Raw genomic sequence first — 12,335 nt, forward strand, 5'->3', positions numbered from 1 at the left:
GCGAGATGATCATCAGCGTCCCCTGCTTCGGCGTTCTCGGTCGGAATGCCGCATATAGCCCTATCGGCCGCCGCGACGACAGTGATACAGCCCCGCTGGCCGGAACCGACTGCCCGGATTCAATTGCGGAGAAACACAATTCAAAACAGGGCCCGACCTGCTCGAACCCGAAAAGCACTCCCGGCCATCGGGATACCCCGAGTGCACTCCCCTCACAGCGGGTTGGAATCTCGATCACCCGTCTTCCGCGCTCGAGCTCCACCAATTCCATCGCGGACATTCCCACAGCGCCACCCTCCACCGCACACACTTCCAAAATTCGACGCATCCGATAGTGAGGCTAACGAGATGTCACCCGGATCCACCCTCGCGCGAAGGGCTTTGGGCCGGGGACTGAAGCGCCTTCGCGAATCCACCGGCCAAAGATTTCAAAGGGTGAACGTCGACCTGTCCGGAGCACGGTGGCTCGAGCGCAGCTACGGCAGCTCAGGAGGAGACCCTCACCCATCTTTGATCTTGTAGCCCGGGTGCAAAACGACTGCGGCTGGTAGATATCAGAGCCATGAACACGAACGACGTGGCCGCGCGGTCGTATGGGTTGCGTGCGGTCGCCGAGACGTACCTACTCGCGCAGGCATCCGAGGACGACTTCTTCGGCGGCTACTTCTACGGCCGATCCGCTTTGAACGCGGCGCTGCGCGTGCATCGTCAGCAGCTGTCGGCAGGACTCCAGCAGCTCTTCGGGATATCACTGGCCGAGCCCACGACCGTGCCGATCCTGCACCGCCTCGTGCTCATGCACATCGACAAGACCGTCCGATCCTGCCTCGCGCTGCGCACTCCGTGGTCGGGATACCTGGAGGCTGGTCTGCTGATTCGCACCTTCAGAGAAGCCGGGGACGCCGGACAACGCGTGCTGGAATCCTCTGAGCTGATCGCAGGATTGGCCAAACAGTCATACGAGGCGCACCTGGACGGCCTCGAAGCCCTCTTCGAGCTCCTCGCGGGGGAACACACCGACCGCCTCTTCACCCGCGCGGACCTACTCGCGATCGGCGTGGATGACACACCTCCGTCGATCCTCGACTACCCGTGGGACGAAGACTGAAGGTTTGATCCACGGAACCTGGCGGGTACAAGGACCGAATGCGCTTCAAGCCAGGGGGATTCGAAGGCCGCACACTCCCAGCAGCCGTTCTGACGCCGAACAGGCTGCGGACGGTGATGAACTTCGCCCCGCCGCTGCTGTTCCTCGGCGTGCGGGTGGACCATTTCGCCGAGGATTGGTCTTCGGCTGAAGTGAGTCTGCGGGTGCGGCGGTGGAACTCCAATCACAATGGGGCAGCGCCGGGTTGGTCGCTGTTCGCGATGACTGATCCGTTCTTCGGGATGATGGCGTACGGGCAGCTCGGCGATGGGTATCGGGTGTGGAACACCACCGCTGAGATCGAGTTCCTCGCCGCTGGGCGGGGCATCGTCCACACGACCATGAACATGCCCCGCGACGTCGTGGACGAGATCCGCCGCACGACGGCCGACGGTGCCAAGTCGATCACCGAGCACGAAGCCGAGATCACGGATTCGACCGGGGCCGTGATCGCGCGCACTCATCAGCGGCTCTATGTCCGCAAGCGCGTCGAGCGCTAGCCGAATGGGCCTATCCCTGCAATCTGTGCCTCGCACAGTCAGTTTCCTGACGGCAAGAGCATCGGATTGCAGGGATAGGCCCACCACGATCGGACCATGGTCAATCGTGTCGATGCAGACCGAAACCGGTGCGCCCAACCGGCTCCAGCCCCTCCTTCAGGTGCAGTGACGGGATCTCGTAGTCGCCGAGGTTCTGGCGGCGGAAGGCGATCGGGTCGGTGGAGTCCAGGGTGAGGAGGCGTTCGCGCCAGGACTTGGCGATGTCGGGGTAGTCGTCGGGGGTGGTGCGGTCGGCTGCGTACACGACGAACGGGGGTAGTACCTCGAGGCCCGGGTAGTAGAGGATGCCGTGGTGGATGGGGAACAGAAGGTCGTCGATGGGACCGTTGATTCCCCTTGGGGCGTAGTGGGATTCAGGGCCGCCGACCGTCACCGAGAGCAGGGCGCGGCGGCCTGCGAGGGTGCCTTCACCGAAGCGCTCGCCGTAGCTGGTGTCGCTGTGTTCGCCGACGCCGTAGGCGAAGTTGTAGGTGAATACCCGGTCGACCCAGCCTTTGAGGATGGCGGGCATGGTGTACCACCAGAGCGGGAACTGGAAGATCACGGTGTCGGCCCACAGCAGCTTCTGCTGTTCGGCGCGGATGTCCGCGGCGAGCGCTCCGCTGTCGAAGGCGCGGCCCGAATCCCGCGCGACCTGCAATGGATTCGAGGCGTGCGGTCCGAAATCCGTTGCGTCCACGATTGTTTTCCAGTTCATCGCGTACAGGTCGCTGACCTGCACCTCGTGCCCGGCCTCCGTCAGTGTGGACACCGCCAGGTCCTTGAGAGAGCTGTTGAGCGACTTCGGTTCCGGATGGGCGTGGACGATCAGCGTCTTCATGGGAACTCCTTCGAATCGATTGGTTTCGATCCTGGGCGCTGCGGCCGCCCGCGTTCAGGGGCGCTGCTTCCATCGGACCGGACTTCCTGGTAACGGCAGGGCCACCCTCACCCGGGCCGCAGGGGGACAGAATGGAGTGATGGATGATCTTGCGGGCTTCCTGCGCATCAGGCGTTCCCGAGTCGACCCGGCAGCCGTCGGCATTCCCGCCGACCGCTACCGCCGCGTCGAGGGGCTGCGCCGGGAGGAGGTCGCGCACCTGTCGGGCGTGAGCGTCGACTACTACGTGCGGCTGGAACAGGGCCGCGCCACCCAGCCCTCCGAGCAGGTGCTCGACGCGCTGGCCAAGGTCCTCGGCCTCGATGACATCGAACGCGAACACCTCGACCGGCTCGCCCGGCAACGCCGCAGACGGGCCAAAGCGCCGAACGTGCGGATGCGCCCCGAGCTGCTGCGCGTGCTCGACCTGATCACCGGTGCTCCGGCACTGATCATGGATCACCGGATGGACGTCCGCGCCGGAAACCCCCTGGCAGCGCTCCTCTACGGTCGCCCGCTCCCGGGCCTGAACACCGCTCGCCACATCTTCCTCGAGGAGGACGAGCGAGGCCTGTACGGCGATTGGGAGAACTGCACCCGCGACGTGGTCGGCCATCTGCGGCTGGCCGCGGGCAAGTATCCCGATGACCCCCGCCTGACCTCCCTCATCGGCGAACTGTCCATGGGCAGCGACCGTTTCCGCCGACTCTGGGCCCGTGCCGACGTCCGTGCTCGCTCCCACGGACCCAAGGCTTACCGTCATCCCCTGGTCGGACTGCTCGAACTGCATCAGGAAAACTTCGCGCTACCAGGCGAATCCGGTATGGAACTCATCGTGATGTCCGCCGCGCCCGGGACTCCCACCGAAGACGGTCTCAGCCTGCTCGCGGGCTTGGCCGCCAACGACACGGAAAGCACCACCACACCCGGCACCCGGATGCGGAAATAGCTGCGATACGGACGGTTTCGCCGCCGCCGAATCCCCGCGAGTGACGACGATCACTTTCGAGTTTGCGCGCTGGTGACGATCGTCGCCCGCCGACGCAGCGGATGCCTGGTGTTTGCTCCAGACTCACCGGGGTACCGGTCTGTTCGTGGGAGACGAGACGGAATCCAAAGCACCAGACTTCCCGCTGCGGCGGTCGGTTGCCGCGAGCGCGCTGGGAAATGCCACCGAGTGGTACGACTACGGGGTGTACGCGGCGACAGCCACGTACCTGACCGACGCGTTCTTCCCGGGGACACTCGGCACGCTCGGAACGATGCTCGGATTCGCGGTGTCGTTCCTGTTGCGGCCGTTGGGCGGCATGGTGTGGGGCCCGCTGGGTGACCGGGTGGGGCGCAAGGCAGTGCTGGCGACCACGATCGTGTTGATGGCGTTGGCCACGGGTTTGATCGGGGTGCTACCGACACACGCCAGCGTGGGCGTGCTCGCGCCGATTCTGCTGATCACCCTGCGGGTGGTGCAGGGCTTCTCGACCGGCGGCGAATACGGCGGCGCGGCAACCTATCTCGCCGAATGCGCGACCGACCGCAAGCGCGGATTCCTGGGCAGCTTCCTCGAATTCGGCACGCTCGGCGGGTTTGTCGGCGGTTCCGCCACCGTACTGGCCTGCCAGCTGGTGCTCGGCTCGCAGGGCATGCACGACGGCGGGTGGCGCATTCCGTTCCTGCTGGCGGTGCCGCTGGGCCTGATCGGCTGGTATCTGCGCACGCAGCTCGACGAATCCCCGGTCTTCACAGAGCTTTCCGAGCAGGACGCGCAGGATCAGCCGCCCGCCGGCCTACGCGAGGTGGTCACCACCTACCGCCGGGAACTGCTGACCCTGTTCGGTCTGGTCGTCGCCCTCAACGTGGTGAACTACACGCTGCTCACCTATCAGCCGACCTACCTGCAGCGCACCATCGGACTCGGCGAATCCACCACCACCGCAATGATGCTGATCGGCCAGCTGGTGATGATGGTGTCGCTCCCGTTCTTCGGGCGGCTCTCCGACCGGGTCGGCCGCCGCCCGCTGTGGCTGGTCTCCCTGATCGGCCTGATCGTGCTGGCCATCCCCATGTACCTGCTGATGGGCCTCGGAACCGGCTGGGCCATCCTCGGATTCGTGGTCCTCGGCCTGCTCTACGTCCCGCAGCTGTCCACCATCAGTTCCACGTTCCCCGCGATCTTCCCCACCCACGTCCGCTACGCGGGCTTCGCACTGGGCTACAACATCTCCACCGCGGTCTTCGGCGGCACCGCACCCCTGGTCAACGAGGCCGTCATCGAACACACCGGCTGGTCCCTGTTCCCCGCCGTCTACATGGTCGGAGCCTCCCTGATCGGCCTGGTCGCCTGGCGCTTCCTACGCGAAACCGCGGGAACCCCGTTGAACGGCACCGAAATCCCCGACGCCGCCGACCTCGAACCCGACCGCGTCCCCCTCGCCGCCGCCCACGACTGACCCGAATTCACTACTGGTTGTTCCACATTCGGAACATCGCGCCATGCAAGGGCCGATTCAGTCGACAGCGGCCGCCACCGGTCGCGGATCGGCGAACTGCAGCAGCATGTCCAGCGCCCGATCGAGATCGCGGCGCGCACGCACGGGATCCGGATTCGCCACGTACTGCACGATCAACCCGTCCATCACCGCGAGCGACAAACGCCCGAGCGTCTCGAAATCGACGGCGCAGTGTTCGCCCGCCGTGCGCGCGGCCTGCTCACAGAACTCGGCCACCAGCGCGGTATAGCCCTGGTATTGCGACTGCGCGAGCCCCCCGGGCCCCTCGGTGCGCGCGGAGTACATCGCCAGCTCGTATTGCATGATCTGCAAACCGATTTCGTTCTCGACCAGAGAACTCCAGAAGTTGCCGACACTGCCGCGGATCACGTGCGCCACGCCCCGGTCGAGCTCGACATCGACCCGCAGCGCGGCGGCCACATCCGCCGCGACCGCCGCGATGACCGAACGCAGCAGCTTCTCCTTGGTCGGGAACACGTAGTGCATGGTGCCCAGGGCGATACCGGCTTCGGCGGCGACCGCCCGCAGCGTGGTTCCGGCGACGCCCACCGCGCTCAGCACCCGCACCGCCGCCGCGACGATCTGCGCTTCACGCTCGGCGGCTTTGACGTACGCCAACTCACCCTCCTCGTTCGAGCATCGAGTTTCCCATGTCGGCGCGGCGGGACCACCGACGACGCCCGGCACTCGGACGCGCGACCGAGTTCGAGCGCGCGGTTCAGCGATCCGGCGTCAGAACCGGCTTGATATCGAGCACCGGCGTCCCGTCGAAAGCCTCCAGATTCCGGACATGGATGCGATTGCCGGAAATGCCCACCACATGAATCTGGTGCAGCCCGATCGGGTTCGGCCGATCCGGCGCGCGAGTCGCGAACACCCCGGTGATCGCGCGGGCCGCATCCCCGCGCGGATGCACGGCCAGCGCCTCGCGATCGGCACGATCCAGCCAGGTGAACAGCAGTATCTCCGCCCCCGAGGCGAGCCCGTCCAGCGCACCCGCGAACCGCTCGTCGATGACCACCCACGCCGGTGGCGCGCCCTCGTCGGGCTGGCGCGGCGCGCTATCGCCCGCGGTCAGTTCGGACTCGACATACCCGATCGGGCGCAACAGAAAATCACTCACCGATCAATCATCGAACCTCGAGCACACTTCGGGTCAAGATCCATCGCAAGATTCGAAAGCTCGGTCCACTACTCGCCGAGGCGAATTCGATGCTGCCCGTGTTCTATTCGATGTCGCGGCCACACCATGGTCCGCGCAGCGGACTAGAGTCGGAGGGTGAGCGATCAGGAGCACGGCGCGTCGAGTTCGGGCCACAGCCAGCGGGGCTTGGACCGGCTGATCTTCTTCAGTGACGCGGTAGTGGCCATCGCGATCACGCTAATCGCGTTGCCATTGGTCGACAGCGCCCGGAGTGTCGCGGACACCGGTGCCGCGAAGTTCTTGTCGGACAACAGCTATGCGCTGACCGCGGCCGGAATCAGCTTCGTGGTGATCAGCTCGTTCTGGCAGGAGCATCACCGCTTGTACGAGCGTGCGACCGGGTACACGGCACTGCTGATCCGGGTGAACATGCTGTGGTTGCTCGCGATGGTGTCCATTCCGGTGGCGACGGTGATCGACGTCTACTCCCACCACGGCGACCGCACGGCCATCGGCGTCTACGTGGGGGTCATCGTCTTCGCCATGGTCGTCGCACGCATCGAGGAGCTCCTGCTCTATCGAGGCGGATTGCTCACCGACGCAGACACTTTGGCAGCGGTGGGACTGGCCAGCCACTGGGTATCGGCCGTCGCCGCGGTCGTGGCGTTGATCGTGGCCCTGGCACTGCCGAGCGTCGGCCTCTGGTCACTGCTGCTCATGGTGGCGGCCGCACCACTGCCGGGCCTGATCCGGCGGCGCGCCGCCGCCCACGAACCAGCCGTGAGCTGAAGCGGTTTCCCTATGAGCGCCGACGCCGCTCGACGATCAATGTGGTGACCCAGTACAGCAGCCCGATGGTCAAGGTCGTCTGACTGAACCAGCGGGCGGTGGGATCGCCCACGTCCCGGGTCACGATCATCCGGATGAAGGCCGTCAGCAGCAGGGCCACCATGACCAGCACGACAACCACCCGCTGCCACGTCCAACGCTTGCGTAGATTGTCGGCCATACCGTCGACGGTACAGTTCTGGCGGGCCCACGACGATCGATCATTTCGACCGACCCGCATCCCTTTCAACCCATCGGCGGCGAGTTCGCCTGCCGGACCTGAAATACAGGCATGATCGACGAGAACGATCGAATGCTGTCGAAGGTGAGGGGTAGAGATGGTTGAAGCATGGAACCGCCAGAGCGGCTCGGGCACATTCGATGTCATATTCGACGGCAACATCTACCGCAACCACTGGGAAGTCGAGCCCAAGCACTGCCCGGGCGACGTGGCCGCCGTCCCGGAGGGCAACCCGTGGCGCTGGCTGCGCGAGGCGACCACCGATGAGATGACCACCATCGGCAATCCGACGACCTGCGAACCGGCGACCATCGAAGCGACGCCCGGCGAAGCGACGCCCAGCGACGCCACGCCAGCCGCTCCGACGACGACCGACGCGGCGTCCGCGGAACCTGCGACCACGGCCGAACCCGCTGCCCCACCTGCGCCCACCGCCTCCAACGGAGGCACGAAACCAGCTGCCGCTCAATAGCTTTCCCGTACCGGTGCGCCGCTAGTCGCGAATCTCCAGGCGGCGCACCAGCGTGATCAGGGCCGCGCGCAACGCATCCGGGTCGTCGGCGTCCTCGCCGAGGATCATGCGCACCACCTGTGGTGCGGCGAACCACCAGGCGGCCAGCGCCGCCACGGCGTAGAGCAGATAGCCCGGAGCGACATCATCGGGCAGCGTGCCCTGCTGCTGCGCCGCGGCCAGCGCCGCGACCTTGTCCGCGTAGTGCGAGGCGCGCGCGGATTCGGCGGGCAGCGCACCTTCCTGCGGTTGCAGGCCCTCCCAGTACATGAGCCGCAGGAACTGCGGGTGTGTGCGATGGAAATCGAATACGTGACCCGCGTACTCGGCCAGATCTCCGGCCTTGTCGGCCTCCAGCGGACTGGCCGCCGCGAGCTGTTCGAGCTGATCGGTCAGCACCGCCTCGAACAGCCCCTGTTTACCGCCGAAGTACTGGTAGATGCGTTCCTTGTTGATGCCCGCGCGGGTCGCGATGGCATTCACGCGCGCACCGGCGGGTCCCCGTTCGGCGAATTCGTGGACGGCCGCTTCGAGCAGCAGTCGTCTGGTTCGCTCGGTATCCCACGCCATGGCCCACATCCAACCATCTCCAACCGCACGGTTGCTATTCGGCGCACGCATGTGGCAAACTCCAACCACACGGTTGCAACCATAGGGTTGGACATTCGCGAGGAGGTGGCATCGTGCCGGAATTGCGTTCACGCACGGTCACACACGGTCGGAACATGGCGGGAGCCCGCGCGCTCATGCGAGCCAGCGGCGTCCCGTCGGCGGATATCGGGCGCAAGCCGGTCATCGCCATCGCGAACAGCTTCACCGAGTTCGTCCCCGGCCACACCCACCTGGCGCCGGTCGGGCGCATAGTGTCGGAGGCGGTCCAGGCGGCGGGCGGTATCCCCCGCGAATTCGACACCATCGCCGTCGACGACGGAATCGCCATGGGGCACAGCGGAATGCTGTACTCACTGCCGTCGCGCGACCTGATCGCCGACTCGATCGAATACATGGTCAATGCCCACTGCGCCGACGCACTGGTGTGTATCTCCAACTGCGACAAGATCACTCCCGGCATGCTGATGGCCGCCCTGCGCCTCAACATCCCGACGGTGTTCGTCTCCGGCGGCCCGATGGAGGGCGGCACCGCCACCCTCGTCGACGGCACCGTGCGCAGCCGTCTCGACCTCATCGTCACCATGTCCGAGGCCGTCTCCCCCGACGTCTCCGACGAGGACCTGCTGCGCATCGAGGAGAACGCCTGCCCCACCTGCGGCTCCTGCTCGGGCATGTTCACCGCCAACTCGATGAACTGCCTCACCGAGGCACTGGGCCTGGCCCTGCCCGGCAACGGCTCCACCCTCGCCACCCACACCGCCCGCGCCGACCTGTACCGGGCCGCCGGACGCACCGTGGTGGAGCTGACCCGCCGCTACTACGACGAGGACGACGCGACGATCCTGCCCCGGAACATCGCCTCCGCCAACGCGTTCGACAACGCCATGGCCCTGGACCTCGCCATGGGCGGCTCCACCAACACCATCCTGCATCTGCTGGCCGCCGCCCAGGAGGCCGGACTGGAATACACCCTCACCGACATCGAGAAGATGTCGCTACAGATCCCATGCCTGACCAAGGTCGCCCCCAACGGGGTGTACCTGATGGAGGACGTGCACCGCGCGGGCGGTATCCCCGCGCTGCTCGGCGAACTCGACCGCGCGGGGCTGCTGCACCGCGATGTCCATGCCGTGCACGCGAATTCGCTGACGCAGTGGCTGACCGACTGGGATGTCCGCGGCCCCAACCCGACCGCCGCGGCCCTCGACCTGTTCCACGCGGCCCCCGGCGGCAAACGCACCGCCAAGGCGTTCTCGCAGTCCGAACGCTGGCGCGAACTCGACCTCGATGCCGCCGACGGCTGCATCCACGATGTCGCACACGCCTATTCACGCGACGGCGGCCTGGCGGTGCTGCGCGGCAACCTCTCCCCCGACGGCGCGGTCATCAAATCCGCGGGCGTCCCCGAACACCTGCACACCTTCACCGGTCCGGCCGTGGTCCTGGAATCCCAGGAGGAGGCCGTCGAAGCGATCCTGTCCAAGCGGATCCAACCCGGCGACGTCCTCGTCATCCGCTACGAGGGCCCGCGCGGTGGCCCCGGCATGCAGGAAATGCTCTACCCCACTTCTTATTTGAAGGGCCTCGGCCTGGCGGGCCAATGCGCCCTCATCACCGACGGCCGTTTCTCCGGCGGTTCCTCGGGCTGCTCGATCGGCCACGTCTCCCCCGAGGCGGCCGCGGGCGGCCCCATCGCCCTGGTCGAGAACGGCGACCTCATCACCATCGACATCCCCTCCCGCACCCTGACATTCGCCGTCGACGACACCGAACTGGCAGCCCGCCGCACCGCCCTGGAAGCCGACGGCGGCTACCGCCCACGCAATCGCATCCGCAAGGTCTCCCTCGCCCTGCGCACCTACGCCCTCCTCACCACCTCGGCCGATCGCGGCGCGGTCCGCGACGCCGAAAGGCTCGCGGAACTGGAGGGCTGAACCGAATTCCGTCCGCCCCCACTTTCTGGGGCAAAGATTTCCGATCCCACTGTTAACGTTTTGCTCGAAGGTGCCCGGAACTGCATGTTTCGGACACCTTCGTCGCGAACTCTGTTGATATACAGGCGATTACGCAAATTCTTGCTCACGCTGATCCGTAACGGGGGTTGTGCGCACTCGATGTGAGGCTTGCATACGAACCGTTGCAATGCCGAACCCGAGGGGATCTCATGCGTATCAAGTCACTACTCGTCGCCGCCTGCGCGGCAGGCGTCGCGCTCAGCGCCACCGCGTGCGACCCGAACTCCACCCCGGTAGTCGTGCCCACCACCAGCGCGGGCGGCCAAACTTCGCAGCCCCCAACACAATCCGGCCAGCCCACCCAACCCGGTAGCCCCGACAGTGGAAACGGTAGCGGCAGCGCCCCGGGCAACGGCGATCCCGGCGGCAACGCCCCCACCACCGCCCCGGCCAGCGGCGGCACCGTCGCCGACCCGACCACCGTCGCGGACACCCCGATCCCGAAGTGCGTCACCGGGCAAATCGTCCTGGACAAGGGCGTCGGCGGCCCCGTCGGCGGAGACTGGTTCCTCCGCTTCATCAACAAGAGCAGCCGAACCTGCATAATCCAGGGCTTCCCCGGCGTCTCCCAGACCAACGGCCCCACCGGCGACCCCGTCGGCGAACCCGCCGAGCGCGACCAGGGCCCACAGGCACCCAAACCCACCCCCGTCACCCTCACCCCCGGTGCCGCAGCACAATTCGAGTTCATCACCTACCCCAAGCAGGTCAACGACTGCGCCGCCGTGCGCACCAACACCCTGCGCGTCTACCCGCCCGACAACACCGAATCCATGTGGCTCCCCTGGGACAACCTCATCTGCCCCAGCCCTCAACGCATGCTCGTGGTCCGCGCGGTCACCCCGATGTAGGTGTCGTACCGAGACGACGACCGCTGCCGTCGTCTCGAAAGCCCGCTTCGCGACCAGTCGGTATTCGAAAAGGTCGGCCCGACCGACTAAGTCGACACGGGGGACGACAGCGCGCCGACCCCGACGTCGACGCACGCTTCATCGTGCTCGAGGGTCCCGCCGGCGATTGCGATCGCACCGACGACCACCCCGTCGCGCCGGATCAACCGAGCGGCCTTGCCCGCCACTATCGGCGTTCCGGCTACGTCGACTATCTGTGCGAACACCGCGGGAAACGCCTGTTGCAGATTCATCAGGTCGGTGTCGTCGCGACGAAACAGCGCCACGCTGGTCGCTTTCGCCGGGGCGATACGCGCCGACATGGGTGATGCGTCGTCCATGCGATCGAGAACCTGTAGGTGCCCGCCGTCGTCGACGATGGCGATGGTGACCGTCGCGCCGAGTCCGATGGCGTGTTCACGGACCCGGTCGCTGACCGCCCGAGCTTCGTCCAAAGTGAGTGACATCGTTCTACTTTCGATCTCTTGGTTCGACCAAGCTTGGTCCGACCCAGAATAACAGGGTTTATTGGTCACACCAAGAGATTGGCTAGACTGCGCGCATGGAGATGGGCGAAGCGCCGAAGCGTCTGCGCAGCAAACCGAGCTGGCTGATGAACAAGGCTTCCGCGCGAGCACATCGGACCATTGCGGAAACGATGGCTACTTTCGATGGGCATGCCCATCACTTCGCGATCCTCGCCGCGCTCGACGAGTTCGGCCCGGACAGCCAGGTGCGAATCGGGCAACGGTGCGGCATCGATCAGAGCGACATGAACACGATGCTCAATGAGCTGACAGCGCTGGGCCACGTCGCGCGCAGCCCGGACCCCAGCGACCGCCGTCGCAACCGGATCACGCTGACCGCCGCCGGGCGACGACGACTCGAAGAGCTGGACGCCGCACTCACCGCGGCGCAACACGACATTCTGCGTGTCCTGTCGGCCAGTGAGCGCGACACACTCACCGAGCTGCTCACCCGCATCCTCGAGTAGACCGGGTTCGAGAACTATCGGCTCGCA

15 protein-coding genes are annotated in these 12,335 nt (G+C 66.2%); 9 read left to right on the forward strand and 6 right to left on the reverse strand.

Annotated elements, in window-relative coordinates; genetic code table 11:
* Positions 1-562 precede the first annotated feature (562 nt).
* Both OG300_RS16275 and OG300_RS16280 read left to right on the forward strand, forming a co-directional pair.
* Entirely contained in the window at positions 563-1,108 is a 546-nt protein-coding gene (locus OG300_RS16275) for a hypothetical protein (RefSeq protein WP_405496755.1), read from the forward strand.
* Between the two features lie 116 nt (positions 1,109-1,224).
* Positions 1,225-1,647: a DUF4442 domain-containing protein gene (locus OG300_RS16280; protein WP_405498572.1), complete on the forward strand. Its 423-nt coding sequence runs from the start codon at positions 1,225-1,227 to the stop codon at positions 1,645-1,647.
* Positions 1,648-1,747: 100 nt separating this feature from the next.
* Here the strand turns inward: OG300_RS16280 and OG300_RS16285 are convergent, their stop codons facing one another.
* Positions 1,748-2,527 carry an NAD(P)H-dependent oxidoreductase gene (locus tag OG300_RS16285; RefSeq protein ID WP_405496757.1) on the reverse strand — a complete coding sequence of 260 codons (780 nt, stop codon included), beginning with the start codon at positions 2,525-2,527 and terminating at the stop codon, positions 1,748-1,750.
* Between the two features lie 139 nt (positions 2,528-2,666).
* On the opposite strand from OG300_RS16285, the gene OG300_RS16290 reads away from it, so the two are divergent.
* Together OG300_RS16290 and OG300_RS16295 are read left to right on the forward strand one after the other, a co-directional pair.
* Entirely contained in the window at positions 2,667-3,515 is an 849-nt protein-coding gene (locus tag OG300_RS16290; RefSeq protein WP_405496759.1) for a helix-turn-helix transcriptional regulator, read from the forward strand.
* Positions 3,516-3,660: 145 nt separating this feature from the next.
* Positions 3,661-5,013: an MFS transporter gene (locus OG300_RS16295; protein ID WP_405496761.1), complete on the forward strand. Its 1,353-nt coding sequence runs from the start codon at positions 3,661-3,663 to the stop codon at positions 5,011-5,013.
* Positions 5,014-5,070: 57 nt separating this feature from the next.
* On the opposite strand, the gene OG300_RS16300 is transcribed toward OG300_RS16295, so the two are convergent.
* Both OG300_RS16300 and tsaA read right to left on the reverse strand, forming a co-directional pair.
* On the reverse strand, positions 5,071-5,691 hold the full coding sequence (locus OG300_RS16300; protein ID WP_405496762.1) for a TetR/AcrR family transcriptional regulator: 621 nt from the start codon (positions 5,689-5,691) through the stop codon (positions 5,071-5,073).
* Between the two features lie 100 nt (positions 5,692-5,791).
* Complete coding sequence (gene tsaA, locus OG300_RS16305) at positions 5,792-6,196, reverse strand: tRNA (N6-threonylcarbamoyladenosine(37)-N6)-methyltransferase TrmO (protein ID WP_405496764.1); 405 nt, start codon at positions 6,194-6,196, stop codon at positions 5,792-5,794.
* A 156-nt stretch (positions 6,197-6,352) separates the two neighbouring features.
* On the opposite strand from tsaA, the gene OG300_RS16310 reads away from it, so the two are divergent.
* On the forward strand, positions 6,353-7,006 hold the full coding sequence (locus tag OG300_RS16310) for a TMEM175 family protein (RefSeq protein WP_405496766.1): 654 nt from the start codon (positions 6,353-6,355) through the stop codon (positions 7,004-7,006).
* A gap of 10 nt (positions 7,007-7,016) precedes the next feature.
* Here the strand turns inward: OG300_RS16310 and OG300_RS16315 are convergent, their stop codons facing one another.
* Positions 7,017-7,226, reverse strand: coding sequence for a hypothetical protein (locus tag OG300_RS16315; RefSeq protein ID WP_405496768.1), 210 nt, complete (start codon positions 7,224-7,226; stop codon positions 7,017-7,019).
* Positions 7,227-7,383: 157 nt separating this feature from the next.
* On the opposite strand from OG300_RS16315, the gene OG300_RS16320 reads away from it, so the two are divergent.
* Positions 7,384-7,758 (forward strand): hypothetical protein, encoded by a 375-nt coding sequence (locus tag OG300_RS16320; RefSeq protein ID WP_405496770.1) that lies wholly within the window; start codon positions 7,384-7,386, stop codon positions 7,756-7,758.
* Between the two features lie 21 nt (positions 7,759-7,779).
* Here OG300_RS16320 and OG300_RS16325 read toward each other — a convergent pair whose 3' ends face one another.
* On the reverse strand, positions 7,780-8,367 hold the full coding sequence (locus OG300_RS16325) for a TetR family transcriptional regulator (protein ID WP_405496772.1): 588 nt from the start codon (positions 8,365-8,367) through the stop codon (positions 7,780-7,782).
* Positions 8,368-8,480: 113 nt separating this feature from the next.
* Between OG300_RS16325 and ilvD the strand changes: the two genes are divergently transcribed.
* Complete coding sequence (gene ilvD, locus OG300_RS16330; protein WP_405496774.1) at positions 8,481-10,343, forward strand: dihydroxy-acid dehydratase; 1,863 nt, start codon at positions 8,481-8,483, stop codon at positions 10,341-10,343.
* Between the two features lie 230 nt (positions 10,344-10,573).
* On the forward strand, positions 10,574-11,275 hold the full coding sequence (locus tag OG300_RS16335; protein WP_405496776.1) for a DUF4232 domain-containing protein: 702 nt from the start codon (positions 10,574-10,576) through the stop codon (positions 11,273-11,275).
* Positions 11,276-11,361: 86 nt separating this feature from the next.
* On the opposite strand, the gene OG300_RS16340 is transcribed toward OG300_RS16335, so the two are convergent.
* Positions 11,362-11,781: a heme-binding protein gene (locus tag OG300_RS16340; RefSeq protein WP_405496778.1), complete on the reverse strand. Its 420-nt coding sequence runs from the start codon at positions 11,779-11,781 to the stop codon at positions 11,362-11,364.
* Between the two features lie 95 nt (positions 11,782-11,876).
* On the opposite strand from OG300_RS16340, the gene OG300_RS16345 reads away from it, so the two are divergent.
* Positions 11,877-12,308, forward strand: a complete 432-nt coding sequence (locus OG300_RS16345; protein ID WP_405496780.1) for a MarR family winged helix-turn-helix transcriptional regulator — start codon at positions 11,877-11,879, stop codon at positions 12,306-12,308.
* The last annotated feature ends 27 nt before the right edge of the window (positions 12,309-12,335 follow it).

It is taken from the genome of Nocardia sp. NBC_00511 (assembly GCF_045161165.1).
GTDB lineage: Bacteria > Actinomycetota > Actinomycetes > Mycobacteriales > Mycobacteriaceae > Nocardia.

What these genes read in the sequence shown, in the direction of transcription:
- OG300_RS16275 (WP_405496755.1), top strand. Translation starts at nt 563, where the DNA reads ATGAACACGAACGACGTGGCCGCGCGGTCGTATGGGTTGCGTGCGGTC.
- OG300_RS16280 (WP_405498572.1), top strand. Translation starts at nt 1,225, where the DNA reads ATGAACTTCGCCCCGCCGCTGCTGTTCCTCGGCGTGCGGGTGGACCAT.
- OG300_RS16285 (WP_405496757.1), bottom strand. Translation starts at nt 2,527, where the DNA reads ATGAAGACGCTGATCGTCCACGCCCATCCGGAACCGAAGTCGCTCAAC.
- OG300_RS16290 (WP_405496759.1), top strand. Translation starts at nt 2,667, where the DNA reads ATGGATGATCTTGCGGGCTTCCTGCGCATCAGGCGTTCCCGAGTCGAC.
- OG300_RS16315 (WP_405496768.1), bottom strand. Translation starts at nt 7,226, where the DNA reads ATGGCCGACAATCTACGCAAGCGTTGGACGTGGCAGCGGGTGGTTGTC.
- OG300_RS16320 (WP_405496770.1), top strand. Translation starts at nt 7,384, where the DNA reads ATGGTTGAAGCATGGAACCGCCAGAGCGGCTCGGGCACATTCGATGTC.
- OG300_RS16325 (WP_405496772.1), bottom strand. Translation starts at nt 8,367, where the DNA reads ATGGCGTGGGATACCGAGCGAACCAGACGACTGCTGCTCGAAGCGGCC.
- OG300_RS16335 (WP_405496776.1), top strand. Translation starts at nt 10,574, where the DNA reads ATGCGTATCAAGTCACTACTCGTCGCCGCCTGCGCGGCAGGCGTCGCG.
- OG300_RS16340 (WP_405496778.1), bottom strand. Translation starts at nt 11,781, where the DNA reads ATGTCACTCACTTTGGACGAAGCTCGGGCGGTCAGCGACCGGGTCCGT.
- OG300_RS16345 (WP_405496780.1), top strand. Translation starts at nt 11,877, where the DNA reads ATGGAGATGGGCGAAGCGCCGAAGCGTCTGCGCAGCAAACCGAGCTGG.